23 protein-coding genes and 1 other annotated feature are annotated in these 25,692 nt (G+C 33.4%); of the genes, 17 read left to right on the top strand and 6 right to left on the bottom strand.

Annotation, left to right across the window (positions count from 1 at the left end):
* Window positions 1-2: 2 nt before the first annotated feature.
* The 3 genes from ACIQ1H_RS06835 to ACIQ1H_RS06825 all read right to left on the bottom strand — a co-directional run bounded on the left by ACIQ1H_RS06835 (window position 3) and on the right by ACIQ1H_RS06825 (window position 2,715).
* Window positions 3-923, bottom strand: coding sequence for a TIGR03943 family putative permease subunit (locus ACIQ1H_RS06835; protein ID WP_402887526.1), 921 nt, complete (start codon window positions 921-923; stop codon window positions 3-5).
* A gap of 10 nt (window positions 924-933) precedes the next feature.
* The gene (locus tag ACIQ1H_RS06830) at window positions 934-1,935 is read right to left on the bottom strand and encodes a permease (protein ID WP_402887524.1); all 1,002 of its coding nucleotides are present in this window, start codon (window positions 1,933-1,935) and stop codon (window positions 934-936) included.
* 195 nt (window positions 1,936-2,130) lie between these two features.
* Window positions 2,131-2,715, bottom strand: a complete 585-nt coding sequence (locus ACIQ1H_RS06825) for a DJ-1/PfpI family protein (RefSeq protein WP_402887523.1) — start codon at window positions 2,713-2,715, stop codon at window positions 2,131-2,133.
* Between the two features lie 140 nt (window positions 2,716-2,855).
* Between ACIQ1H_RS06825 and ACIQ1H_RS06820 the strand changes: the two genes are divergently transcribed.
* The 14 genes from ACIQ1H_RS06820 to ACIQ1H_RS06755 all read left to right on the top strand — a co-directional run bounded on the left by ACIQ1H_RS06820 (window position 2,856) and on the right by ACIQ1H_RS06755 (window position 18,838).
* Complete coding sequence (locus ACIQ1H_RS06820) at window positions 2,856-3,296, top strand: Lrp/AsnC family transcriptional regulator (protein WP_402887521.1); 441 nt, start codon at window positions 2,856-2,858, stop codon at window positions 3,294-3,296.
* A gap of 68 nt (window positions 3,297-3,364) precedes the next feature.
* Window positions 3,365-3,880 (top strand): sigma-70 family RNA polymerase sigma factor, encoded by a 516-nt coding sequence (locus ACIQ1H_RS06815; RefSeq protein ID WP_402887519.1) that lies wholly within the window; start codon window positions 3,365-3,367, stop codon window positions 3,878-3,880.
* Complete coding sequence (locus tag ACIQ1H_RS06810; RefSeq protein ID WP_402887517.1) at window positions 3,873-4,820, top strand: DUF3221 domain-containing protein; 948 nt, start codon at window positions 3,873-3,875, stop codon at window positions 4,818-4,820. Before ACIQ1H_RS06815 ends, ACIQ1H_RS06810 begins: the two co-directional genes overlap by 8 nt.
* A 102-nt stretch (window positions 4,821-4,922) precedes the next feature.
* Complete coding sequence (locus ACIQ1H_RS06805) at window positions 4,923-5,327, top strand: hypothetical protein (RefSeq protein ID WP_402887515.1); 405 nt, start codon at window positions 4,923-4,925, stop codon at window positions 5,325-5,327.
* Window positions 5,328-5,388: 61 nt separating this feature from the next.
* The gene (locus tag ACIQ1H_RS06800) at window positions 5,389-5,889 is read left to right on the top strand and encodes a GNAT family N-acetyltransferase (RefSeq protein ID WP_402887514.1); all 501 of its coding nucleotides are present in this window, start codon (window positions 5,389-5,391) and stop codon (window positions 5,887-5,889) included.
* Window positions 5,890-5,940: 51 nt separating this feature from the next.
* Window positions 5,941-6,789, top strand: a complete 849-nt coding sequence (locus ACIQ1H_RS06795; protein ID WP_402887512.1) for a DUF2785 domain-containing protein — start codon at window positions 5,941-5,943, stop codon at window positions 6,787-6,789.
* A 36-nt stretch (window positions 6,790-6,825) separates the two neighbouring features.
* Window positions 6,826-7,063: a binding site (T-box leader), on the top strand.
* 53 nt (window positions 7,064-7,116) lie between these two features.
* On the top strand, window positions 7,117-10,209 hold the full coding sequence (gene ileS / locus ACIQ1H_RS06790; protein ID WP_402887510.1) for an isoleucine--tRNA ligase: 3,093 nt from the start codon (window positions 7,117-7,119) through the stop codon (window positions 10,207-10,209).
* 641 nt (window positions 10,210-10,850) lie between these two features.
* The gene (locus tag ACIQ1H_RS06785; protein WP_401016585.1) at window positions 10,851-11,036 is read left to right on the top strand and encodes an FDLD family class I lanthipeptide; all 186 of its coding nucleotides are present in this window, start codon (window positions 10,851-10,853) and stop codon (window positions 11,034-11,036) included.
* Window positions 11,037-11,172: 136 nt separating this feature from the next.
* The gene (locus ACIQ1H_RS06780; RefSeq protein WP_402887508.1) at window positions 11,173-11,325 is read left to right on the top strand and encodes a hypothetical protein; all 153 of its coding nucleotides are present in this window, start codon (window positions 11,173-11,175) and stop codon (window positions 11,323-11,325) included.
* Window positions 11,326-11,592: 267 nt separating this feature from the next.
* A complete protein-coding gene (locus ACIQ1H_RS06775) occupies window positions 11,593-14,652 on the top strand; it encodes a lantibiotic dehydratase (protein WP_402887506.1) in 3,060 nt (1,019 codons plus the stop codon).
* 6 nt (window positions 14,653-14,658) lie between these two features.
* A complete protein-coding gene (locus ACIQ1H_RS06770; RefSeq protein WP_402887504.1) occupies window positions 14,659-16,002 on the top strand; it encodes a lanthionine synthetase C family protein in 1,344 nt (447 codons plus the stop codon).
* Between the two features lie 19 nt (window positions 16,003-16,021).
* A complete protein-coding gene (locus tag ACIQ1H_RS06765) occupies window positions 16,022-17,737 on the top strand; it encodes an ABC transporter ATP-binding protein (protein WP_402887502.1) in 1,716 nt (571 codons plus the stop codon).
* A gap of 128 nt (window positions 17,738-17,865) precedes the next feature.
* Window positions 17,866-18,138, top strand: coding sequence for a hypothetical protein (locus tag ACIQ1H_RS06760; protein WP_402887500.1), 273 nt, complete (start codon window positions 17,866-17,868; stop codon window positions 18,136-18,138).
* Window positions 18,131-18,838 (top strand): S8 family peptidase, encoded by a 708-nt coding sequence (locus ACIQ1H_RS06755; RefSeq protein WP_402887498.1) that lies wholly within the window; start codon window positions 18,131-18,133, stop codon window positions 18,836-18,838. The genes ACIQ1H_RS06760 and ACIQ1H_RS06755 overlap by 8 nt, the downstream gene beginning before the upstream one ends.
* A 604-nt stretch (window positions 18,839-19,442) precedes the next feature.
* Here ACIQ1H_RS06755 and ACIQ1H_RS06750 read toward each other — a convergent pair.
* The gene (locus tag ACIQ1H_RS06750; RefSeq protein ID WP_402887496.1) at window positions 19,443-20,045 is read right to left on the bottom strand and encodes a LysE/ArgO family amino acid transporter; all 603 of its coding nucleotides are present in this window, start codon (window positions 20,043-20,045) and stop codon (window positions 19,443-19,445) included.
* A gap of 100 nt (window positions 20,046-20,145) precedes the next feature.
* Here ACIQ1H_RS06750 and ACIQ1H_RS06745 point away from each other — a divergent pair, with 100 nt between their 5' ends.
* Window positions 20,146-21,585, top strand: a complete 1,440-nt coding sequence (locus ACIQ1H_RS06745; protein WP_402887494.1) for an aminotransferase-like domain-containing protein — start codon at window positions 20,146-20,148, stop codon at window positions 21,583-21,585.
* A gap of 368 nt (window positions 21,586-21,953) precedes the next feature.
* On the opposite strand, the gene ACIQ1H_RS06740 is transcribed toward ACIQ1H_RS06745, so the two are convergent.
* A complete protein-coding gene (locus tag ACIQ1H_RS06740; protein ID WP_402887492.1) occupies window positions 21,954-22,532 on the bottom strand; it encodes a hypothetical protein in 579 nt (192 codons plus the stop codon).
* A 295-nt stretch (window positions 22,533-22,827) separates the two neighbouring features.
* Between ACIQ1H_RS06740 and ACIQ1H_RS06735 the strand changes: the two genes are divergently transcribed.
* Together ACIQ1H_RS06735 and ACIQ1H_RS06730 are read left to right on the top strand one after the other, a co-directional pair.
* Complete coding sequence (locus tag ACIQ1H_RS06735) at window positions 22,828-23,061, top strand: hypothetical protein (protein ID WP_402887490.1); 234 nt, start codon at window positions 22,828-22,830, stop codon at window positions 23,059-23,061.
* A 202-nt stretch (window positions 23,062-23,263) separates the two neighbouring features.
* Window positions 23,264-24,448 carry an oxalate decarboxylase family bicupin gene (locus ACIQ1H_RS06730; RefSeq protein WP_402887488.1) on the top strand — a complete coding sequence of 395 codons (1,185 nt, stop codon included), beginning with the start codon at window positions 23,264-23,266 and terminating at the stop codon, window positions 24,446-24,448.
* Window positions 24,449-24,504: 56 nt separating this feature from the next.
* On the opposite strand, the gene ACIQ1H_RS06725 is transcribed toward ACIQ1H_RS06730, so the two are convergent.
* A complete protein-coding gene (locus ACIQ1H_RS06725) occupies window positions 24,505-25,656 on the bottom strand; it encodes an MFS transporter (protein WP_402887486.1) in 1,152 nt (383 codons plus the stop codon).
* Window positions 25,657-25,692: the final 36 nt, after the last annotated feature.

The following is a 25,692-nucleotide window of genomic DNA, read 5'->3' as shown; positions in this document are numbered from 1 at the left end:
TGTTATTTGCTAATGAGAATGTCAATTGGATATATATAAGGCTCAACAGGTTCCTGTATTTTTTCCCACTTTTCAACTTTAATAATAGGAAGCTCAACACCATTATACTCCCCAATATCGATCTTACCTTCTGCTTCAATCCATGTATCTTCTTCTAAATTTGCAGCTTCTGGCATTTCCGTTAAAAACCCGATAATGCTGGCATCGGCAACACAATGTGTAATGAAGAATCTCGAAATGACTAACTGATTCTCTAGAAAATCTTTTTCCTTTAACACAAAGCCACTTAGTTTTATCGTTTTACCTTGATATTTTGATAAGTTAATATTAATATCCTCGTAATAAACAGAAAATATATAATTTGTCATGTCGACTATTGGATTCTGTATAAGTTGTTGTTTTAATTTGTCATAGTCCTTTTTTGACATTTCTTGTTTTTCTTCTAATAGTTTTGGATCAATAGGATGATCTTCTATCAACATATTACTATTTGATTCATTTAGCGTGCCTTCCTCTTCATTTCTTGCTGTCTGAGATTGTTTTGCCATCATAATAGTAGCGCCTTTTTTCTGGGCTATGGATGCATCCAAAAATTTCGTTGGCAAAATAAATCCAGTTAGCAATGGAGTAACTAAAACTAGATAAGATATTATTTTTTTCCAATTAAAAGGCGGATCAGCCGTATGATGTGAACAACACTCGCATAACGAATCTTTGTGATGGCTATTATTTGTAGAAGTAAAAATCCTTTTTATTTGAACTATAAATAAAACGAAAAAGATAATAGCTACAATTTTACTTAAGTTCTCATATTTCGGATTGATTAATTTCGTAATTTCCCCAGTTGCATGCAATTTGAAAATCATAACAGAAAAGGCGAGCAAAATAGCGGCTTTTACCGCTTGTTGGAAGTGAAATTTCATTATTGACCTCCTAAATATAAGGTGCGATAAGCCATATTATTATAAAGATTACAAAAAACACAATAGTTAATACTGATAGTACAAATTTAAATCGAAATACTCCCAACATCATAATCGTGTTTTTAAAATCAATCATAGGTCCAAAAATTAAGAAGGCAAGTACAGATGGAGTTGGAAAAATAGAGCTGAAAGAGGCTCCTATAAATGCATCCGCTTCGGAACATAAAGAAAGAATATACGCTAACAGCATCATTACTAACATAGAAGATGTAATATTATTACCAATTTCCACAAGCGTTTTAGTAGATACAAAGGTTTGAACAAAAGCTGCTAAAAATGCCCCGATTATTAAATATTTGCCCATATCAAAAAACTCATCAATAGAATGGTTAACCATGTTTGTACACTTTTTGATGAATGATATTTTTTCTGCACGATGCTGTGGATGATCGATTCGAATATCATTTTTAAACTGTGTTCCGATAAAAACTAGACTAATAATGAAAGCGACTATAATGGCTATAACAAAGCCTAATAACATGCGCAATCCAGCGATTTTTAGATCATTACCAAAAGCCATATATGTAGAAATAATGACAATAGGATTAATGAGGGGTCCCGTTAGCATAAAACCCATTGCCGCATGAATAGGTACCCCTTTGGAGACAAGTCTTTTAACAATCGGAACTATTCCGCATTCACAAGCAGGGAAAAGAGCTCCAATTACACAGCTCATAACTATGGCTAAAAATTTATTTTTCGGTATGCACTTTTGGATATGTTGCTCAGTTATAAAAATTTGAATAAACCCAGCAATCAGAACCCCGATTAACACAAACGGTAATGCTTCGATTAAGATACTCAAAAATATAGTATTAAGATTTAATAGTGCGGGACCGACAGAAACTAAAAATGAGATGCTTGGAAAGAAAGTAGGGGTTAGAAATAGACCAATCATCAGTAATAGGAAAAAACGAGCATTAAAAAAATGTTTGCTAAGTTGACGATTCACATTTGCCTCCTGAAAATTTGACTTAACAATATCGACGATAAATTGATAAATGATAATCGTTACGCTTTAAGATAAATTATGTTTAGATACCTTTCGATATTACTATTGAATTAAAAAAATAGGATCATCTCCAATTTTTTTCGTAGAATGAACGGACGAAAAAGAAAAGATGACCCTATTTTATAAATACTACTATTAGTTAAATCCCATTAAATCTTTTACTCTCAGTGTGTTCTCAGAAGTTGTTAGCATTTCAAGTAAGCCAAATGCCACATCAAAAGCAGTGCCTGGATTCGAAGATGTAATAATGTGTTCTGTTTGCACTATCCGTTCATTGACAATATCTACTTTATACGAACGGAGCTGCTCTAATCGTTTACTCGTTGGATGATTGTAGGTTGTCGCCTGTTTATTTTGTAAAATGCCACAATGTCCTAATGCAAGAGAAGCTACACAAATAGTCGCAATTGGCTTTTGATGTTCGTTAAAGTGTGTAATGACTTGCTGAAATTCATCACTAAAAGCATCCTCATAAAATCCTGCTTCCTCAAAGCCTCCTGGAATCGCTAGTGCATCAAAATCCTCTAGTGCAATTTCATGTAGCAACTTTTCTGGTGTGACCAGAAAATTCCATGTGCATTGGAGCTGTTTATGTAATCCTACTGTGACGACTTCCGTTGTGCCATCGCCCTCCCATTTATTCCAACCTAGCACATCTGTAAAGACACTCGCTTCAACAGCCTCAAACCCGTTTGCTAAAAGTAATAATATTTTTTTCATCTTAGCTAGCCTCCTTTATATTTTTAATTGTAATAAAGGAAGTGATTTAATTACATACGCTATATAATGTAATTAATAGTGTTTTCCTAATATTTAAAGGAATTATGAAGAAATCAATTTATAAAAAAAGGTGGATTCGCATGGATACAATTGATACTGAAATTTTACGCCAATTACAGCTGAATGCAAAAATTTCAATGAAAGAGTTAGCGGCAATCGTTCATTTATCGTCGCCAGCTGTAATAGAACGAGTGAAAAAGCTAGAAGAGCAAGGGAGTATTGAAGGCTATACAACGAAGGTGAACTTAAAGAAAATGAATCGCTCAATTCAGGCTATTATTTTGTTTAAATCGATTGATTGTAAAAGTCTTTCCAATTTTTGCAATGCACATCCTGATGTCCTTGAATGCTATCGGGTAGCAGGTGAAATTAGCTATATTGTCAAAATTGCAACATACTCAGTAGAAACGTTAGAGCAATTTATAGATGACGCAATGCCTTACGGTACACCATCTACAAATATTGTGCTCTCTTCTAATGAAAAAGCAATGATTCTTCCATTTTTTGATGAAAGTCTATAATAAATTCCCAAAAAACAAACCTTTGTATCCTGAGCACCGTTTATAGGGTAGAGAAGGGAGGCGAGACGTTGCTAGTACAGGAACTAGAAGAAATAATGGAGCTACATACGGAACGACTTATTCGTCTTGCTTATTATTATGTAAAAGATTTACAGGAAGCAGAGGATATTGTACAAGATGTCTTTATTAAGTTTTACGACAATCAGCAAAAATATGAAGAACGTGGAGAGTTAAAAGCCTATTTATCGAGGCTTGTCATGAACAAATGTAAAGACTATTTACGCAGTTGGAGCTATCGGAAAATACAGGTGCAACAGAAAATTTTCGCTAATCAAACGATGGAGAGAAGGGACATGCTCATACAGCAAGATGAGCAAACGTTAATTGAACATGCTATATTGGCACTACCATTAAAGCAACGGGAGGTACTGAGTTATTTTTACTTCGAAGATATGCCTATTGCAGAAATTGCCAAGCTTCTAAGCATCCCTGACAGTACAGTGAAAACAAGACTACGCAGGGGGCGTGAATTGTTAAAGCCTAAGCTACAGCATATTGAATGGGAGGTACTGCTACATGAGTAAATACGAAGTAGAAGCTTTAAAAGACTTACAAGCTAGTAAAAATCGGGTCATGACAAAGGTAGTAAGGCAAATAGAGCAACGTACAAAACCTCAACAATCTAAACGCTGGCAGTATAGTATATTAACTATCATGATAACCGTATGTATCGGTCTATTTGTCTACACACAAATTGACAATGGGGACGAGTTATCTGCAAATGACGTACCTATATTAGATGAAAAAATATATGATATGGTTATTCAAGAAGCAATTGAGAAAAATGAAAGTCAAGATCTTATTAATTCGAATTTTCAAACACTAATCGAAATGGATGCTTATTATGCCTATGCAATAAGTAAGGGTATAAAATTTAGCGAAGCGGCAATTGCAGAGCGACAGCGTTTCGAAAGAGAGCAATTGGAACGTTCATATAAAGAAAGTACACTATTTAAAGATGGATTTTCAAAACTTAATCTAACACTAGACGAATATTACGAAAAATATATGAAAGTATTTTCTGTTAAATTGCTTGCCCAATCAGAACTAATGAAGGACTATTATCAAAAATACGAAAGCAGTTTTCAAATACATGCACACGCGGCTGTAAAAAAAGAAGCGATGGAATATTTTACTGCCGAATATGGATTACAAATTGCTTATTTAGAAAACAAATATAATGTGTCAAAATTTAATATGGCTACATATTACAAATATGGAACGGTCGTTGCCATTGAGGAAGATCGATTTTTAGTTGTTACAGGGGCATTACCTGAAGAGATTGGACGTTTATCAAATGAAGAAATGATTAATAAGCATACGAATGGCGTATGGTTCCCCCTTTTTGCATCACAACAGAAAATCACAATCGGTCAAAACGTAAATATCACCTATAGTTTGCAAGAACGATTAAATCAGTACGATTTTGTTGGAGATTTGGAAGAGATTGAAATTTCAGAGTAGCACCCCTAAAAAACAGCTTACAAGTATAAGCTGTTTTTTATTTTGGATTAAGGTACAATTATTGTAAGTAACTGTATAAAAATGACTAGAGGAGTATTAACATTGATTGATTATTTCGAACGCACATTACGTTTAACAGATTTGGAAGTATGGACAATACGTATTCAACGCGTTCATTATAGTTTGGTTATCATGGATGAAAGAAGACAGGCGACTGTAGGAGAGTTGGATATCGCTGATTTTTACATTGATGAAGATGAACTACGAACGAATTATGTATCAGTAAGTATTTTTTCTGAGAACGGTGTACAAGTGAAACATATAGAACCATTAGCAAATTTTGCAAAACAAATGACGGAACATTTAGCACTTGCCCACTGTCATGTAATTACGAAATTTTATACAGAGCGGCCAGAAATCGCTGTTGATCGAATGTTAATTGAAAAGTATGGCTATCAAATAGAGGACATTTCATTAGAGAAATTATGGCATTTAAATCAAGAATGATAATGATAGTGCATCCTATGTTTGAGGTGTTTTAGGGTGATTGTCTTAGGAGAGGTGAAAAATGATTGAGTTACGGAAGATTACAGGAGAGAACATTGAGGAAGTCATAGCCCTTGAAGTGGCAGAAAATCAGCAAGACTATCTGGAAACAACAAACCTGAGAAGCTTTGCTGATGCTCATATGTTAAATGCTGATGGGATACCAGCAAACCCTATCGCCATTTATGCCGATGGGATTGCGGTAGGATTTTTAATGTATATTTATGATACGTTAGATCATGAATCATTTGAAAAGGAAGTTTTTTACGGAAAGAAGAGCTATTTTGTTTGGCATATAATGATTGAAAAGCGTTATCAGGGCAAAGGATATGGCAAACTTGCCTTTGAAAAAATGTTAATGGATATTGAAAAGATGCCTTATGGGGAAGCAGAGTATGTATCACTCTTTTACCATACAAGTAATAATAAAGCGAAAACATTGTACGCATCATTTGGTTTTGTAGATACTGGCATCATACAGGATCATTCAATGTTGGCGATTAAACAACTTGCTGGGAAATGAATAGGCGTTCTAGATAAGAAATATAGGCAAAACCAAAGGGGGGAACTACCTATGATATCACAAGGACAATTATTGACTGAAACGGATTTAAAACTTGAACTGCATGTATTTCTAAATGACCCTAACACATGGCAACAAGCAAATCACAATAAGGTCATACAGTCCATGTTAGCGCATATAGGCTCAGTAGATAGTGAACTGCGAGACGGATTAATCTATAGTTCATTTTATACAATGATTTTACAAGAAAATTTGTTGGGTGCGACTATGTTAAGTGAGATGTTGGACAATTGTTTAACGGATCTATTGTGTAAAGGCATTGGAGAAAATCAAAATGATTCCGTGTTTACAAGAACCTTTACGACGTTACTCATTGCGCTTATAGTATCTCGCGATCATGAGGACGATTTTTTAAGTGCACCCAAAATAGAGGAACTGACAAATAAGTTAATTGCCTATTTGCTTGCTGAAAAAGATGTGAGAGGCTATGTACCAGATAAAGGATGGGCACATAGTGTGGCCCATGTGTCAGATCTAGTGGATGAATTAGTGAAAAGCTCTAAATTTAATAAACCATCTTTTATCGATTTATTGCGTCCTTTATGGAACAAGCTGTTACAAACAGATTATGCATTTATTCATGATGAGGATGAACGCTTGTTAGTCCCGCTCATCACGATGCTGGAACTTGGTTTGCAACAGCAAGAAGTTATCACATTACTAAATGAAACAATGGCAACCTTAGCTGCTCAAAAGTCACAGCTTGATGTCCAGTACTACCGTATATTACGCTTTAACTGGAAATCATTTTTAAAAAGTTTTTATATACAAACTGCTGACACGCCTCAATATGCGGCGCTCCATCAAAGTATTAAGGAATGTCTGAATATTGACAAGTAAATGGCAATTTGTTACGATGTGTCACAATAAAAGCATACAAATTCGTTGATGAGAAAGAGTAGTGTTACATTTTGTTCTACAGAGAGCCGACATGTTGGTGGAAGTCGGTGTACAAATGTTTCATGAAGATCCTCTCTGAGAAGATTAGCTGAAAGAAGTAGGCTAATTCGGGTGTCTACCGTTAAAAAGAACACGTATGATTGTACGTTGCTAAGTGCTATTGAGCGGTTTTCAATAGAATTAGGGTGGTATCGCGGTTAACCCCGTCCCTTACTTGGGACGGGGTTTTTTGTATGCCTTTTATACAACTGTATAGGAGGAGATTACATGCAAGTCGAAAAGAACAAAGAGACAACTGTTGAGAGAGAAGAAAGAGTTCGGAAAATATGGGAGGAAGAGAGAACGTTTCAAGCGTCCATTAAAAATCGTTCTGCTAGTAAACCCTTTGTATTTTATGAAGGACCACCAACAGCAAATGGTTTACCCCACGTCGGCCATGCATTTGGTAGAACGATAAAAGATGTCGTGGCGCGTTATAAAACAATGCAAGGCTATTACGTTGAGCGAAAAGCGGGATGGGATACACATGGGTTACCAGTAGAATTAGGCGTGGAGAAAAAGTTAGGGATCTCTGGTAAACAAGAAATTGAGAACTATGGTATTGAACAGTTTATTAAGGAGTGTAAAGGTAGCGTCTTTACGTATGAAAAGAAATGGCGTACATTTACCGAACAATTGGGCTATTGGATTGACTTAGATGACCCTTATTTAACGCTAAGTAATGAGTACATTGAATCAGTATGGCATATTTTAAGTCATGTCCAACAGGAAAGGCTTTTATATAAAGGGCATCGTGTTTCACCTTATTGCCCAAGTTGCCAAACGTCATTAAGTTCACATGAAGTTGCACAAGGCTATAAGGATGTAAAAGATTTGTCGGTAACAGCGATGTTTAAACGAAATGATAAGGAAGAATATTTTCTTGGTTGGACGACGACGCCATGGACTTTGCCTGCAAATGTTGCATTGGCGATGAATCCACATATCACTTACGTAAGGGTTAAACAGCAGAATACGATTTATATTCTTGCGAAATCACTCGTTGAAAAAGTATTCACTGAACCAGTTGAAGTATTAAGTGAACATACAGGCCAAGAATTTGCAGGTGTTGCTTATCAACCTCCATTTTCATATGTCACGCTTGAAAAGGGCCATATTATCGTACTGGCAGACTATGTAACAGACCAAAGCGGAACGGGTATTGTGCATATCGCGCCAGCGTATGGCGAAGATGACTATAAAACAGTTCAACAATATCAGCTTTCTTTTGTAAATGTCGTAGATTTAAAAGGCTGCTATACAGAGGAAGTGCCTGAGCTTGCAGGTAAGTTCGTCAAAGACTGCGATGTCGACATTATTAAAATGCTTGCAGAAAAAGGTTTGCTGTTTGCGAAAGAAAAATATGAACATAGCTATCCTTATTGTTGGCGCTGTGATTCACCTTTGCTTTATTATGCAACAGATAGCTGGTTTATTAAGATGTCTGCATTGAAAGAACAAATACTTCAAAATAATGAACAAGTGACATGGTATCCTGAGCATATAAAACACGGACGTTTCGGCAATTTCTTAGAAAATATCGTAGACTGGAACATTAGCCGTAATCGCTATTGGGGTACACCGCTGAACGTGTGGATTTGTGAGGATTGTGGTCATGAAGAAGCACCAAATAGTATTGCAGCATTAAGTAAGTTAGCGAAAGGAGCGTTGAATGAAAACATTGATCTTCATAAACCTTACATTGATGAGGTGGTTTGTACGTGTCCAGCGTGTCAAGGGGATATGAAACGTACACCTGAAGTGATTGATGTCTGGTTCGATAGCGGCTCCATGCCATTCGCTCAGCATCATTATCCATTTGGCGATGTAGAGGCATTTAATAATCAGTTTCCAGCAGATGTTGTAATTGAAGGTATCGATCAAACACGAGGTTTTTTCTATAGTTTATTAGCAGTATCTACATTATTTACAGGGAAAGCGCCATATAAAAATGTGCTGTCACTAGGTCATGTGTTAGATGAGCACGGACAAAAGATGTCGAAAAGTAAAGGGAATGCATTAGAGCCAGTTGAGTTAATCCAACAGTATGGGGCAGATGCGTTAAGATGGGCATTTTTAGTGGATAGCGCGCCTTGGAATTCGAAGCGGTTCTCTAAGAAAATTGTGTTAGATGCAAAGTCGAAACTGGTCGATACATTCGAAAATACATTTAAATTTTATCAGTTGTATGCAGATATAGACGGCTTTCAATACGATGCCGAAAATACTGGTAAACGAACGAAGCTAGATGATTGGATAAAATCTCGTTTACACCATACGATTCAACTTGTGACAAACTATATGGATGATTTTCAAATGACACAAGCAACGAGAGAAATTGCTAAACTTGTTGAAGAGCTAAGCAATTGGTATATTCGTCGGTCACGTACTCGTTTTTGGGCAAACGGGCTATCAGACGATAAACGTGGTGCCTTCAGCACACTGTATGAGGTATTGACAACTGTTAGTAAATTGCTAGCGCCATTTACGCCCTTTATTGCGGATGATGTGTATAGACGTTTATGTGGGGAAAGTGTACATTTACAAGACTATCCGAAGCATGATGCAAACCTACTAGACCAACAACTTGAACAACAGATGGCAAATGTTCTTGCAGTAGTTGAACTTGGTCGAAGTATTCGTAATAGTAAAGGACTTAAAGTGAAGCAGCCATTAAAGGAAATGGTGATGTCAGTAGTTGGAGAAGTGGAAGATTATGCTCAGTATAATGATATTATTCGAGATGAATTAAATGTGAAGGAATGTGAGTGGACACAGGACTTTACTGCCTATGAAACCATTCACTACAAACTAAACTACAAAACAGCTGGTGCAGCATTTGGATCACAAGTGCATAAAGTAAAAGATTATGTTACGCGATTAAGTGAAGCGGAAAAAATGACACTTCAGTTAAATGGCTCAATTGAATTAGACATCGATAATCAAAAACTTACTCTGTTAAAAACACATGTGATAAAAGAGTCTATTGTAAAAGATCATTATGTGTTAGCAGAAGAGAATGGATGTCGTGTCTTACTCGATACACAGTTAACAGAAGACTTACTTCAGGAAGGTCAAATAAGAGAGTTAATACGTACGATTCAAGAAACCCGCAAAAAATGGCAGTTACCTGTTGAACAATATATTTCAATTTCAATCTCTGCAGATGCCGAAACAGTGAGTATGATTCAACAATTTACAGAGCTATTGAAAGCCAATGTATTGTTAAATGACATTTTGTTTGGGGAAGTGCAATCCGGAGAAGATATCATTCAGACAAAGTTATTTGATAAGGAAATCGAGATTGCTGTTAATTTCTAATATATAGTTTAGGAAAAGTCGATTAAAAGATGCGATAAAACCTTTTAATTGGCTTTTCTTATTATTTTTATTTGAAATAATAACGCATAAAATTGCCCCTATTAGTAAGAAGATTAAAACTTGAGAAAAAACTAAGACTATAAATATTCCACCGATAAATAGATAGCTTGCCACTATAGGATTTTAATAATTAATCATTTTCAAGATGTCTCCTCCTACAAATAATATCATTTCATTTCACGAAATATTCAAAAAATATACACTTTTCATATTGCAAAAAGCATTTTATACTAATTGTAAAAATAATATTTATTTTCAAATTTTATTTTTAAGAGGGGAAGTGGAATGAAATGTAAATAATTTTCTGTGAATTACTTTTTAGGTGGTTCTTCACTTTTGTATTCCAATTAATTTGTTAGAAGCTTTTATTTGGATGTAGATTTATAGGAATGGGCTAGTCCTTTCCTATAAATCTAAATTTCATGCTACGCGTCCGGTTTTTTATTTCGGTTCATTCAGAGATGTTCAAACAGTTCTTCCAATTTTGAACGAGCTTGATTAAAGCCGATATAACAGCGTGTGGCGAAACGTTGATTACACGTCCAACTATTAAGAAGAAATATTAAATGGAGGAATGTATTGTGGAAAAAACCTTAAACTTTAATGAAAATGATTTTAATTTAGATTTCGAAGTGGATAATAGTTCTATGGAAATGGACGGAGATCTTAATACTGTTACTCCTATAAGAACAATTGTAACTAAAGTGACTTGTAAAGTTTCTTGTACTTGTAATTGCACTGGTGCTTGTACAATTTTCTGTGGGTAGTGAAATTATTATTTAATATAATTAATTCAAGCTATCTGTAAACGTTAAAATGAACCTAACAGTTTTGCTCAATAAATTAGAAACCTATAAACTGGAAATGTCAATTTATATGAGGCTGTACTAATGGAGGAGAAGCTTGGGTTATACAATTGAGGATACACCAATTACGGAGCGGAGATTTAGAATTGCTCAAATCTCAAAACGCTTTAAGATTTCACGTAAAATCGTCTATAAATATTTAGAGATGTCATTTGAAGAAGCTATAAATGAATTTAGTCATACAGTTTGAAATAAAGAAGCTAAATTTCTATCAAGAGATTATTAATTGGCTGCATGAGTAGCTAGTTTAAGTGGTGCGAGAGTATTCGATTGGCTACAGAATCATTTTCCAAATGTCTATGTTGGTGAATGTACCGTAATGAAAGTCATCGATTGAAGCATTAGCAATAAGATTTTTAACGAGTAAAAAGTGTTCATAGTTAATGTACAAAAATGTTCAATTGGGGTTGACGGTTACACTATCCTCTTAATACTAAAAAATAGAGAGTGTGAGCTTATGAAACAGGAAAATCCATATATATTAAAAAACTTTATGTATCGATTTCCAAGCTTAGGCCTAGATGCCATTGAAATGATTTATTTCTTTGATAAAGAAAATCTTGAGAAAAAAGAACGAATAAATAAAATGCTTAGTAATGAAAAATTTAAAACGGCAATTAGAACAGCTAGTCCTCAATTATATGAAGCATGTATTGATTTATATAAGAAAGAAGCAAAAGACATAAAAAGCATCTACTTTTCTTTATTGAAATATTATATAAGAATGTTTTCTCGCCCTACTCCTTTTAGTACCTTTTCTAACGTCGGTATGGGTGTATTTAAAGAAGACGGTAATAATTCTATTACATTAGATACAAGTAAACAAAAGTATAAAATTAGAATTAGTCACGAGTGGATTTATAAATTTATTTCAAAGATTGAAAATGATCGAGGAATCTTAAAAAACTTGGTTCTTAAAAGTAATAAGTTATTGATAGAAATCTCAGACAAATATCATCTAAGCTATTTTACAGATGGTGCTAATAAAGAAAATCATTTAGTAGAAGAAGTATCACTTAAAAAAAATAATCTGCTTAATTTCGTACTCAGCAATTTTGAAGAAGAGAATAAGGTTAGTGACTTCTTAAAAATTTTAAATGAAGCAACTAATAATGAGATTTTAGAATCTAAGGCACTTGATTATATTCTAGAGCTAATAAAAAAGGATTTTTTGATATCTGAGTTAAAATTTTCGAATTCAATAGATGATCCTATACATTATTTACATGAAAAGCTAGTAAAATTAGAAAATGGGAATCATTATTATTCGGATATTTTAACCAGAATAATGACTAAAATTAATTCGCTGAATAATTTGAATTTTAACTACGGAAGTTTAAATTCAATAGAAAATTTCATGAAAAAAATTGAAGAAGCTACTGAATATATACATATAGATTCTTATTATTCTCAAGAAGTTGAGTTAAATAATTCTCTAATAAAGGATTTAGAAAAACTCAGTCAAACTATAATTAAATTATCTAGCATATCTGATTCAAATAAAGATTACATGGACTACTATCTAAGGAAATTCATTGATTATTACGGAATATATAATGCTGTAAAGTTAAAAGATTTATTAGAAGATAAAACGGAGCTAGGTCCTCCTCCTACATATACAAATCCTGTAGGTTTGTTAGAATACGATTATCACAAACAAAAAAAAGAAGATAATAATTCCTTTTTAAAACAGATTTTATATCAATCTTTAATAAAAGGAGATAACGAATTAGATATCACAGATTATCTAAATAATAGCCCTCTGGATATTAAAGATATTCCTTCTACTAGCCTAGACTTATACTTTTCAATATACGCTGAATCTAGTGAAGAGCTTAGCAATAATAACTATACAATTTACCCTTCTGGTAATATTGCTTCCCCATTCGCAGGTAAAACTATGGGTAGATTTCTTGATATATTTCCTATACAACAAGAAGTTATTAATACAGAAATATATGATAGAGAGAGTAATATTCAATTTAACGAGGAATTGACAAATATTAATATTCAACCAATTAAGGGGAAATACACTAATGTAATGAGTGCTTCCAATAAATTTAATTATGAAGTTTCGATTGCTTCTACTACAAATTCCTCTAAAAACGCTATTGAAATTGATGATATCTATATTTTTAGTGATGGAGTGCAATTTCACTTAATTTCAAAATTAAAGGATAAATTAGTATTCCCTATAACTTCGCATATGGCAAATCACCAATTTGGAATGCCTAATATATATAGATTTTTATTAGATTTAGCTGCTTATAAGAGAGCAGCAATTATCCCCTTTAATTGGGGGGAATTTGAGGAGCTCCCATACCTACCAAAGTTGAAAAGCGGGAATTTAGTTATACAAAACAAATTATGGAATATAGATGTACGAAAAGAAGCGTATAAAGACATGCAAACTCTTTCAAAACTGGTAAAAAATTTTTTCACTACTTATAAAGTACCTAGATATATCAAAATTATTGATTTTGATAATTATTTATTTATAGACACGCACTCAGAAAGTATGTTTGAGTTATTCATTAATGAATTATCAAAAAAGAAATTTTTTCAATTTATTGATGCAGATGAGATGATGAATACTAGTATTTTATCTGATAAACATACCTATTATGTAAATGAGATTATTTGCAGTTCATTTTTCGATAATATTAATAAACCTCAATTATTTAATCAACGTCCACTTTCTTACTATTCAAAAGAGAATAGATTTAAAGATTTAGGAAAGGAGTGGTTATACTTAAAATTATATCACCCTAATAATATTGATAATGATCTACTTATTTATTATATTCCAGGTTTTATTCAAAGAAATAAACTGGAAAACCATTTTTATTTCATTAGATATGCTGATCCATATCCACATATAAGACTTAGAATTAAAGTGGGAAATCAACTATTAATAATAATTGAAAGAATTAATGAAATGATTAGTTTACTTCGGAGAAAAAAATTAATTATAAATGCAACATTTGATGGATATAATCGTGAAATTGAAAGATATGGAGGGCAATATTTAATAAAATATGCTGAAAATATCTTTTGCAAGGATAGTCTGTTGATATTGAATTTATTACCTGCTATTAAAAAATCTAAAACTGAATTGGAGTATTATTCATTAATAACACTAGATATTTTGTTGAAGTCTTATTTAGGTAAGGAGTGTAGTTTCAATTGGTTAGAGAAGAATATGAATATCGATAAAAAATATTATAAAGATTATCGTAAACTATTTAAAGAAAATAAAAATAAATACTTTGAGGTTGTTAAGGAAATTAATTTTACTATATCAAGCGAAATTAAAGATTTAAATAAACTAATACAAAATTATTCGAATAAGTATATACAAATTCACTCTAATAAAGAATATTTCAATCAAATTGTTTTATCATTTTTGCATATGCACTTGAACAGATATGGTATACATTCAGAACGTGAACAAAGAATAATGAACTTCCTATATTTCATGAAAAAAGAGGATTATATGAAAGATAAGAAAAGGTGATTAATTATGCTAAATAAATCGAATATAGAAGAAAAAGCAATTGATTATGCTAATCACTTTGGAAATCTACAAGAATTAATAACATATATATCGAATGACTCAAAAAAGTTTCCTCAAATAATTCAAGAATGGTTTTATAATTTTAGTTATTACGATTTAAATCAAGGTTTGTTAAGCAACTGTTTATTGCTTGGTGAGATGGATAATATTTTCCCTGAAAAGAATTTTTCCTCTTATTCACACGAAATTCTAAAATTAGGTATTAATAGGGAGAAAATTTCTAAGGTTGAAAATCCAGGATTATGGACTGGTCTAACAGGAATATGTATGGCAATTCAAGCTGTTTCAAAAAATAATACAAGGTATGTTAGCCTACTTAAAGAATGTAACATTTTTCTTAAAAAACTAATAAAAGAAAAGCTTAAAATAGTAAAGCTAAATCTTAATAATCATGATGTTCATATGCCCGATTACGATTTAATAGAGGGGATATCCGGAATTGTCGTCTACTTATTAGAAGCAAAAAAATATGATGATGATTTTGAAATTCTCTTTAATGAATCTATAGGATATTTAATTCAATTGTGCGGAAATCATAGTTTCAAACATCTTGAAATACCTAATTGGTACATTCCTCAAAAAAATCAATTTATTGAGAGTGAAGTAGAAGCATTTCCTCAAGGAAATTTTAATGTAGGTATATCGCATGGTATTACAGGAGTTCTTGCAGTATTGACCTTTTCTTTAGATGTTTGTTCAAATAAAAAAGAGGTGGAAAAAGCAATATACTTTGTAACTGATTGGTTAATTAATAATTTAACTAAAAATGAAGATACTTCTTATTGGGAAAAAAAGATTCCATTAGAAAAATATGATTATGGAAAATATTTGAAATACGATTGTCTTAACTTTAGTTGGTGTTATGGGGACTTATCTATAGCTAGAACTATATGGAAAACAGGGGCAGCCTTAAACAATAGCTATTTAAAAGAGTTTTCATTGGAATTCTTTAATACTGTAAATAAACATAAAAACAATTATAATTTGATATCTCCTAGCTATTGTCATGGAATAGCAGGATTATTACATTTAATAATAATTATGAATGAAGATACAAAACTTCCAATCTTCGAAGAAATGGAAAGATTTTTTATCGAAGAACTTATTAAAAGATATGATGAAAAATCAAAATTTGGCTTTAATGATATAGAAGAATTTAATAATGAAAAATACAAATTTAATAAGACTGGGCTGCTAACTGGGAATTCTGGCATATACCTAGTTCTTTTATATTACATCAAAAGAAAATCTTTTACCAAATGGGAAAGTCTTTTTTTAATGAGCAATTAAGAGAAGGGACATTAAAAAATTGAAAAAAAATCACCTAATAGTCTTACTTAAATTAGTTAATTGGCCAAAGAAAATAATTATTATTAGTATTACTTTATCTATACTTTCCTCTTTAATAAATTTAGTACTCCCAATTATCACAAAAACTATAATTGATGACTTTTCAATTGATAATATTAAATGGAGCTGGGTTGTATATTTAATTGTATTTTTTATTGTTAACTCCATTCTAAGTGGAGTTTCTTTTTATATGCTGAAATATATAGGAGGTAATGCAATATATTGTATTAGAAGCAAAATGTGGAATCATGTTTTGGGACTCCCAATTTCCTATTTTGATAGTAACGACAGCGGACAAACAATAAGTAGATTAACAGATGATATTGAAAATATGAATAGTTTTATTTCAGAGAAAATCCCTAACTTACTTTCGCAAATTATCATTATAATTGGTTCAGTAACAATGTTAATTGTATTAGATTGGAAACTAACATTAGCAATGTTATCAATTATTCCAGTTACTTTATTTGTAATATTACCTATAGGGAACCTCACTTATAAAATATCTCTCAATTTGCAAAATGAAACTGCTAATTTTATTGGTTTTTTAAATCGGGTACTTACTGAGATAAGGCTTGTCAAAAGTTATAGTGCTGAAACGAAAGAGTTTAAAAATGGGGAAAGAAAATTATTTGAACTATTTAATTTGAATTTAAAGGAAGCCAAAATTCAAGCAATCGTATCGCCAATTGTAACAGGTACAATGATGCTAATGCTTTTAATAATAATAGGGTATGGTGGTTTGAGAGTATCTAATGGGGAAATTTCTGCAGGTACATTTGTTGCTATACTCTTTTACTTAATTCAATCAATAACTCCTATAGCATCTTTATCCTCATTTTATACTGATTATAAAAAAACTATAGGATCTACAGAGAGATTGTATGAAATATACATTATGCCCCAAGAAGCAATATATAAATCAAACATCCCAATAAATGTTGTAGATTCTAACTTATTAATTAAAAATTTAAGCTTTAGTTACGATGGAAAAGTTAATGTATTAAAAAATTTAAATATTACGATTCCTGAAAATAAAACTACAGCTATAGTCGGACCTTCAGGATCAGGAAAATCTTCACTCTTTTATTTAATAGAACGAATGTATGAACCACAAGTAGGTGCTATTTATTATGGTGGAGTTTCTATTTCAGACTATGGATTAAAAGAATGGCGTAATGTTATTGGTTATGTTATGCAAGAAAGCGCTATGATAAATGGCACTATTAAAGAAAATTTAATGTATGGAGTAGATGATGTAGATGATAAAAAAATAATACAGTATGCAAAACTTGCAAATGCATATGAATTTATAAAAAATTTCCCAGCTGGCTTTAATACTCTTGTAGGTGAAAGGGGTATAAAACTATCTGGTGGGCAAAGACAAAGAATTGCTATTGGTAGGGCTTTTTTACGTGATCCTAATCTTCTTTTATTAGATGAAGCGACAGCTAGTCTTGATAGTGAAAGCGAACAATTAGTACAAGATGCTTTAAAGAAATTGATGAAAAGTAGAACCACTATAGTAATTGCCCATAGATTATCTACCATTAAAAATGCAGATCAAATTATATTCTTAGATAATGGGGAAATAACAGGAATTGGATTACATCAAGAATTATTAGAAACTCATAAAAAATATGCTTTATTTGTAGAAACTCAAGCTATTAACTAATTTATAAGAGGATGCCCATATGACAACACTTAAATTAAATCTTTTAACAAGCCACTGAAATAAGAAGTACGTCTAGAGCTAGTAATGACAAACGTTAATATAACTAATTATGAGGTGAGTGTTAGAATATGTTTATAATCTTTGATATAATCGTTGATTTGATAATAAATGCATATGTTGCATTGGGCTATGGAACTCCACAAAGGAAAATAAATATAAGAATAGACAAGTTATCAAAATATAACCCAGAAATAAAGGATTTATATGATAATAACAAGCGAATATTTGAGGAAAACCCAGAACTATCCAAGTTAATTTTAAACGCAAATATAAGAAATCGAGAGGAAAAGCAAGAACTTTCCCGTAAAATACAACTCTTTTTTGAGACGAATAATGTCTGATAAAAGTACACTATTTAAATACCAATGGAGTATTTCTAAATTAACAAGAAATGGGGAAGTTTATAATTTTTCTAAAGGAAGTTCTGAAATTAAAGTGGCCATTATCGATAGTGGAATAGACTATACTCATGAAAATCTACTTTCTAATATAGACTTTCAATATTCAAGAAGTTTTGTCGGTGAACATACAAATATAATGGACTACGATGGTCATGGGACTATGGTTGCTGGAATTATTTGTGGAAAGGGGATTCTAATGGGGGTAGCTCCCAATATTTCTTTGATTATTTGCAAAATAACGGATAATAAAAAGTTTAAATTAAGACTCTTCTTACAAGCATTTAAATATGCAATAAGTTGTAATGTAGATGTAATAAATATAAGCCTTTCAATGTTTCTAAAGACTAATAATACCAATTTACTGAATATTATTAATGAATTAATAGAAGAGGCCACTAATAAAAATATATTAATTATTACTTCTGCGGGTAACACTAAAATTAATTTAGATGTCCACCAAGAATTACATATGTTAGGGTTTAACCCCAGAGTTTACACAGTTGCAGCTAGCAATAAATTAGGTAAACTCTCAACATATTCAAATTACAGTAAGAAATGCTTGCTTGCTCCGGGTGGGGAATGGTTTTTCGTACTAATGATCCCACGCAAGTTATCATTACAACCTACCCAAAACATTTAAAAAACATGGATCCTTTAAGAAAAAATTTGGGCCTCCCGCAGGGCTATACTATAAGTTATGGAACAAGTATTTCTTGTGCACATTTTAGTGGAACAATTGCTCTTTTCATAAGTTACTTTTTAGAGTTGAACGGTGAAAAGCCAAGTATTGAAATAATTAACTATTACTTAAAGAAAAGTTATAAAGCAAAAGATGAAAATGCGAATTGTATTAATCTCCAAGAGATTAATACATATAATTTATTAAATCTTTTAAATGAATCAATATCATAAAATTTCGAAAGTTACTTCTAGATTTTGATAAATAGTAGGTAATGAGTTACTGCGATTTATGGTCAGACTGTTTGGTAATAGTATGGTTATCCGCCCCTTCGCTCCGCTATATCTGTGTTATATGGAATGTGTAGAGGCGAAAGCCAACCATGGATGAACCTATGGGTTAAAACTAACTGCTAAAATACGACGACTCCTGATTTCACTATTTATCAGGTCCACCCACAAAGTAAGCTCATTATAACTTGATTCGTAAAACGCAAAACATTGTTAAATCAATGCAAATACAGCAACTATTTATTATAAAATGTATCTCTAAACTATGTACTAGATTAAAGTAAACCACTAAGTAAATACATAGCAGTAGCCCATATAAAGATTGCTGAGCATTTATTGAAAATATTCATCAACTTGCCTGAGCTATCAAGCTTTTTAAAAGATGCACCTGCTAGTGTGAGACCGAAAAACCACAGCCATGAAATAAGTACACATGCAGCAGTAAAGAGTACTTGTTCTGTACCATTATATTTTAATGCGCTTGTGCCAATAACACCTATTGTGTCCAAGATGGCATGTGGATTTAATAAGGATACGGACAGCGCGAATAAAATTTGTTTTTTAACGGGCAATGCTTCGCTCTTTTCACTAGTTGTCAGATTCGAGCGCCAAATGCTATAGCCCATATATAATAGGAAAACAATTCCTACGCACATTAAGGCGATACGCAGCCACTCAAATTGCAAAACGATAACGGATAAACCAAAAACAGCAAGCAAAATCAATAAAGTATCGCAAAGTGCCGCTGTAACAGCAGCTGGTAGAGCTAATATGAATCGTTGTTGTGTAGCACCTTGGGAGAAAACGAAAACGTTTTGCACACCTAAAGGTAAAATAAGTCCAAATGCTAATATCATCCCATGTAGAAATGCCTCCAATGACAATCCCTCCTTCCAATACACATTCTACCTATGATATAACTATAAGAAAACGACCAATTGGATGGTATTTCACCCACCCAATTTATGAGGTGAAAATATGAATTGGCAACCAACCAGACATGGGGATAGAACTTTACAGCAACAAATTGTAGCATGGGTAACAGAGCGCATTGAACGAGGGGATTGGGTTGCAGGAACGAAGCTGCCCACGCAAAGACAGCTTGCAATGCAATTTGGGGTCAACAGGAGTACTGTTCAGCAGGCATTAGAGGAATTGAAGGCAGCAGGCTTACTCGACACGACGATTGGCTCAGGTATGTATGTTGCAAATTCTTCCTGGCATTCTTTAATTAAACAAAGACAACCCAATTGGCAAACGTACATTGAAACAAGTTTGCACAAACCAAATTACCATACGATTCAATTGATCAATGAATACGAGCAACGAGATGATATTATCCGCTTAGGGACAGGGGAGCTTGCGCCAAGTTTATTGCCAACCAATGAAATGGAGGCATCGTTGAAGGAGCTATCACTACAGCCGAAAGCTTTAGGATATTCATCGCCGCAAGGGAATAAGCGACTGCGAGAAGCAATTTGCCAATATGTACAAAAAAGAGGCATACAGGCTGAACCTGAAAATGTTTGCATCGTTTCAGGTGCGTTACAAGCATTGCAGCTCATTGCGGTTGGTTTACTAGAGCAGGGGTCAATCGTATTTCAAGAAAAAACGTCTTATTTAAATTCAGTTCATCCATTCCAATCTGTCGGGATGCAAATGATGGCGATCGACCGAGATGAAGGGCTTGCGCAAACTTTAGCGCATAAAAAAAGAAAAAGGCAGGCTGTTTTTTATGCAGTTCCTACGTTAAATAATCCAACTGGAGGCGTGTGGACATCACTAGAAAAACAGGAACTCTACGAGGCATGTAAACAATCTCGTATTCCTATTATTGAGGATGATGTCTATCATGAATTACTTTTTCAAGAGGAATCTTCAGCAATTAAATCAATGGATGATAGTGGACAAGTTTTATACATTGGCAGTGTTTCAAAAACACTCAGCCCTGGACTACGCATTGGCTGGTTAATCGGACCAACAACTGTGATTGAGCGGTTAGCAGATATTAAAATGCAAACAGACTATGGTTCAAGTGCCATCTCACAGGAGATTGTGTTGCACTGGCTGCAATCAGGTAAGTATGAACGCCATATTGAAGGTTTACGCCATGAGCTTCAGCAGCGGGCAGATTTTGTAGAGAATTTATTACATGAAAAATTGAAGGACATTGCGAGTTGGGAAAAGCCAAAGGGTGGTTTTTATATATGGCTAAAATTCAATGCACCGCTTGTAGATAAAGCATTTTTTATGAAGTTATTGCAGTCGAATGTTCTTATCAATCCTGGCTATATATATGATGCGCAAGATACACAGCATATTCGTCTTTCATATGCTTATGCATCACGAGAGGAATTGCAATATGGGATAGAGATGATGGTTCAAGTGGCAAAGTCGCATGTGAAAAAATTGTACTAAAAGAATCTCCTATGCATATTGAGAGATATAAATAAGCGTTTTGTATCGTGAAAAAACGAAGCAAAACGCTTTTCTTCAGATATATTAATTGGCTAGTATTAACAATTACTTATCCAGTATGTGCAAAAAAACTAAGTAGGATAGAATGCCAGTTACTATAAAATATAATGTCGCTGGAATAGCTCTTTTTTGTGGGGTATTGTATTTACGACTCAAAAAATATTCAAAAGAAAATATGTTTAACACCATTAGAATAAAAAGGATGACAGTAGGGTAGATGGTTCGGGTGATATGATAGATGGTTAGACACGTAAATAGAAAGATAGTTGAAAAATTAACAGAAAGCTGGTATGTTTTCAAAAAAATTTTTAGTTTGGACATGCAAGTGACCCTAAATAGTAAGCCGCAGCAATACCAGTCCCAACTGTCCAACCTACTGGTCCTGAAATACCTAATAATACACCAGCTCCTGAAACAGCTGCAGCATGAGCAAGTCCTAAGCCACCTAACCATTTACTACATGATCTTTTTACGATACGTGGTGCAGTCTCCGTTCCATATTGAATAAGATTTCTAGATTTAACTAGTAATTCTGTCGTTTCACCATTTCCGTTTTCTTCGGCTAATTTAGTATTTATGTCAGCAATTGCTAAATTAATCTCCTCAGCAGTAATAATAGAATTAATGTTTTGTAATTTTATCTCCATCTCTGCGATATTAGAAAGTGAAAAAACACCAACACCATTTTTTCTTTCGTAAGATATATGATTTGTTATAATCTGAGCTTCTTCAAGCTGTTGTTCAGAATATATGACATTGTCAGTAGCATCTTCTATAGTTTTATTTTCCACCGCTTTAGCTTCACTAAGGTTAAATGGCAAAATAACTAAATTAGAAATTAAAGACATTGAAACAATCGTTACAATCGACTTTTTTTTCATAAACATCCTATTCCTCTTCTCCTTTCATTAATATACTTCCATATGGAATAGTGGTGTTGGCATTATGATGCCTTTTAGTTAATTGAATAGCTGAGGCGATAAGGAAAGCGATGATAAAAAATTTAAAACTATTAAGTGGTTAAAAGATGAAATTTCATATATATTCCTCCCGTTTAATAGTTGTTATATAATTTAATTTTAAGAAAAATCAGAGAAATTTCAACTTTTATTGAAAATTTCGTTTATATCGTTTTTAATAAGGATAATATTAACTTTCTTATAAATTAGAGGGGAGTGTATTATGGAAGACAAAATTGTAGGTTCACTGTTTTTACTTATCGCAGCTATTTTCATTTCTACACAATATATTGTGACGGCTATCCTAGTCTCAAATTTAACGTATGCAAGTAAGGAAGCTTTTTATCATTCATTTTTTGATTCGGGCTACTTGTTGATTCTTTTCAGTTTAATTTTCTTTATCGTAGGTATTCTTTTCTTGGTTAGAGGCTTTACTCATCATAGAATGAATGAGTAATTAATTAAAATGCAACTACATATAGGGTCAAATATCATCACAAAAGAACGAACTTTTGCAGCTCCACATTTACCAGCTTAGGTGAAAGTGGGGCTATTTTAATGATGGACACATTACAAGTGCTGAACCTTACATTAAAAGAATAAAACACATGATGCATCATACATTTTATATAACGATTACTTGATGAAGAGGTGAATAGTTGGATAACAAGCCAGAGGGCTATTATTATGTTCCGCAGCCTATTCGCAATGATGGTGCTGGAGGGGTGGATAAAGGGCCGCGAGATATTATGCGGGATTTAGAAAATCCAGATTTGCTTGTTCCACCAATAACAGATGCAGGTCTTTTACCGAACTTGAAATTTTCCTTTTCTGATACACATATGACGTTAAATAATGGTGGTTGGTCTCGAGAAATTACTGTACGAGATTTGCCAATCGCCACTACATTGGCAGGTGTCAATATGAGTTTGACACCTGGTGGCGTGCGTGAGCTTCATTGGCATCAACAGGCGGAATGGTCCTACATGCTTCTTGGTCATGCTCGCATTACTGCCGTCGATCAAAATGGGCACAATTTTATTGCCGATGTTGGACCAGGCGATTTATGGTATTTCCCGCCAGGTATACCTCATTCCATTCAAGGCCTTAAAGATGGCTGTGAATTTCTACTCGTGTTTGACGATGGGCATTTTTCAGATTTAAACACATTATCTATATCTGACTGGTTTGCGCATACACCGAAGGATGTGCTGTCATCTAATTTTGGTGTTCCGATGAGTGCTTTTAATCATCTACCAAAAGAACAAGTTTACATTTATCAAGATAAAGTCCCTGGACCTATTGAAACACAGCAAGTACAATCTCCCTATGGTAAGGTTCCTCAAACATTTAAGCATAGTCTCCTTGCCCAAACGCCAATTAAAACACCTGGTGGTAGTGTGAGAATTGTCGATTCCACGAATTTTCCAATTTCCAAAGCTATTGCCGCGGCACTCGTCGAGATTGAGCCTGGTGCGATGAGAGAGCTACATTGGCATCCGAATAATGATGAATGGCAATATTACCTTCAAGGAACAGGGCGTATGACCGTGTTTGCAGGAAACGGTACAGCTAGAACCTTTGATTATCGTGCTGGAGATGTCGGCTACGTACCGTTTGCAAATGGTCACTATATTGAAAATACGGGGACTGAAACGTTATGGTTCCTTGAAATATTTAAAAGTGATCGATTCCAGGATGTTTCATTAAATCAATGGATGGCGCTTACACCATCTGAATTAGTAAAGAGTAATTTACAGGTTGGTCCTGAGCTTCTCAATGCATTACGAAAGGAAAAATGGCCAGTAGTCAAATATCCTGGATTTTCTTATTATCCGAGATAAGCATATAGAAAAGCAGGTGGAGAAAGATACATAGTCTTTCATCACCTGCTTGCTTTTTAATAATGGAATTTATTTCGAGTAGCTAGCAATATCCCGATTGCTGGCACAGTACAAATCAACATCGCGGCAAAGGCAAGACCAGGGGAAATTTCGTATAAATAGCCACCTAAAAATGTAAGAATGGCGGTACTTAAACCCATTGCCAGTGCTGAATAGATGCCTTGTGCATTTGGAATTTGCTCTTTCGGTAAGTTTTTCGTTAAATAACCGATAAAGGCATAGTGCGCAAGCGCAAATGATAGAGAATGTAATATTTGCGAGCCGATAAATACCCAAACGTTTGGAAATAGGAAGATAAGTAACCAACGTAACGATGAGCCACTAGCCGCTAGCAATAATAAAGAAGATGAGCGCCATTTTTTAAACAGCGTATCAGCCTTCATAAAATATAAAATTTCACAAATAACTGCAATGTTAATAATCATCCCCATATAGAATGGATCCACGTGTAAATCTTCTAAATAAATATAGCCATAGCTATAGTAGGAAGCATGTGCACCTTGTAATAAAATCACGATAAATAACACAATAGGGAAACCTTTAATAGTCCATAATGTTTTCATTGAAAGTGATTGCGCTCGTTGTTCCTTCGTTGGAACAATGAGTAATTCTTTTGGTGTGGCCAATTGTTGCATTAATAACATACCAATTATACCTAGAATCATACTCCAGAAAATAACTTGTTTACCAAAAACACCTGTTAGCATACTAATAATAAGTACCGCAATAACGAAGCCGAATGATCCGTAAGAGCGACTTTTACCGTAATGGACGTTGCCATGTTGCACAAGTGTTGCCGCACTGCTTTCTACGGCAGGTAATAGAGCAGGATAAAAAATACTAAATAAAATCGTTACAAAAAGAAGTGAGGAAAAGCTAGTACTTGGAATGTAAAGTAAAGCCGTCAGCAATGCGCCAATTGCTAAAATTGTCGTTAAGCGCTTATTGTGTACGTATTTTGCTAGGGTGGGAAAGAAAAATAGATTGGACGTTGCTCGAGCTAAAAGACCACAGCCCATAACGACACTAGCTTGAGATACGGTAATGTGTTTTGCATCGACTAACCACCCTGTCCAATATGGTAAAAAAATGCCCCATGTAAAAAAGAATGTAAAGAAACTTTGAGAAAGCCAACGTTGATTGTTCATAAAATTTGGTACCTCCATTTAACTATGTTGAATAAT

The organism is Lysinibacillus sp. NPDC097279 (assembly GCF_044761745.1).
Classification (GTDB): Bacteria; Bacillota; Bacilli; order Bacillales_A; family Planococcaceae; genus Lysinibacillus.
Note: the sequence above shows the minus strand (reverse complement) of the source record. Positions and strands in the feature narration are given on the sequence as shown.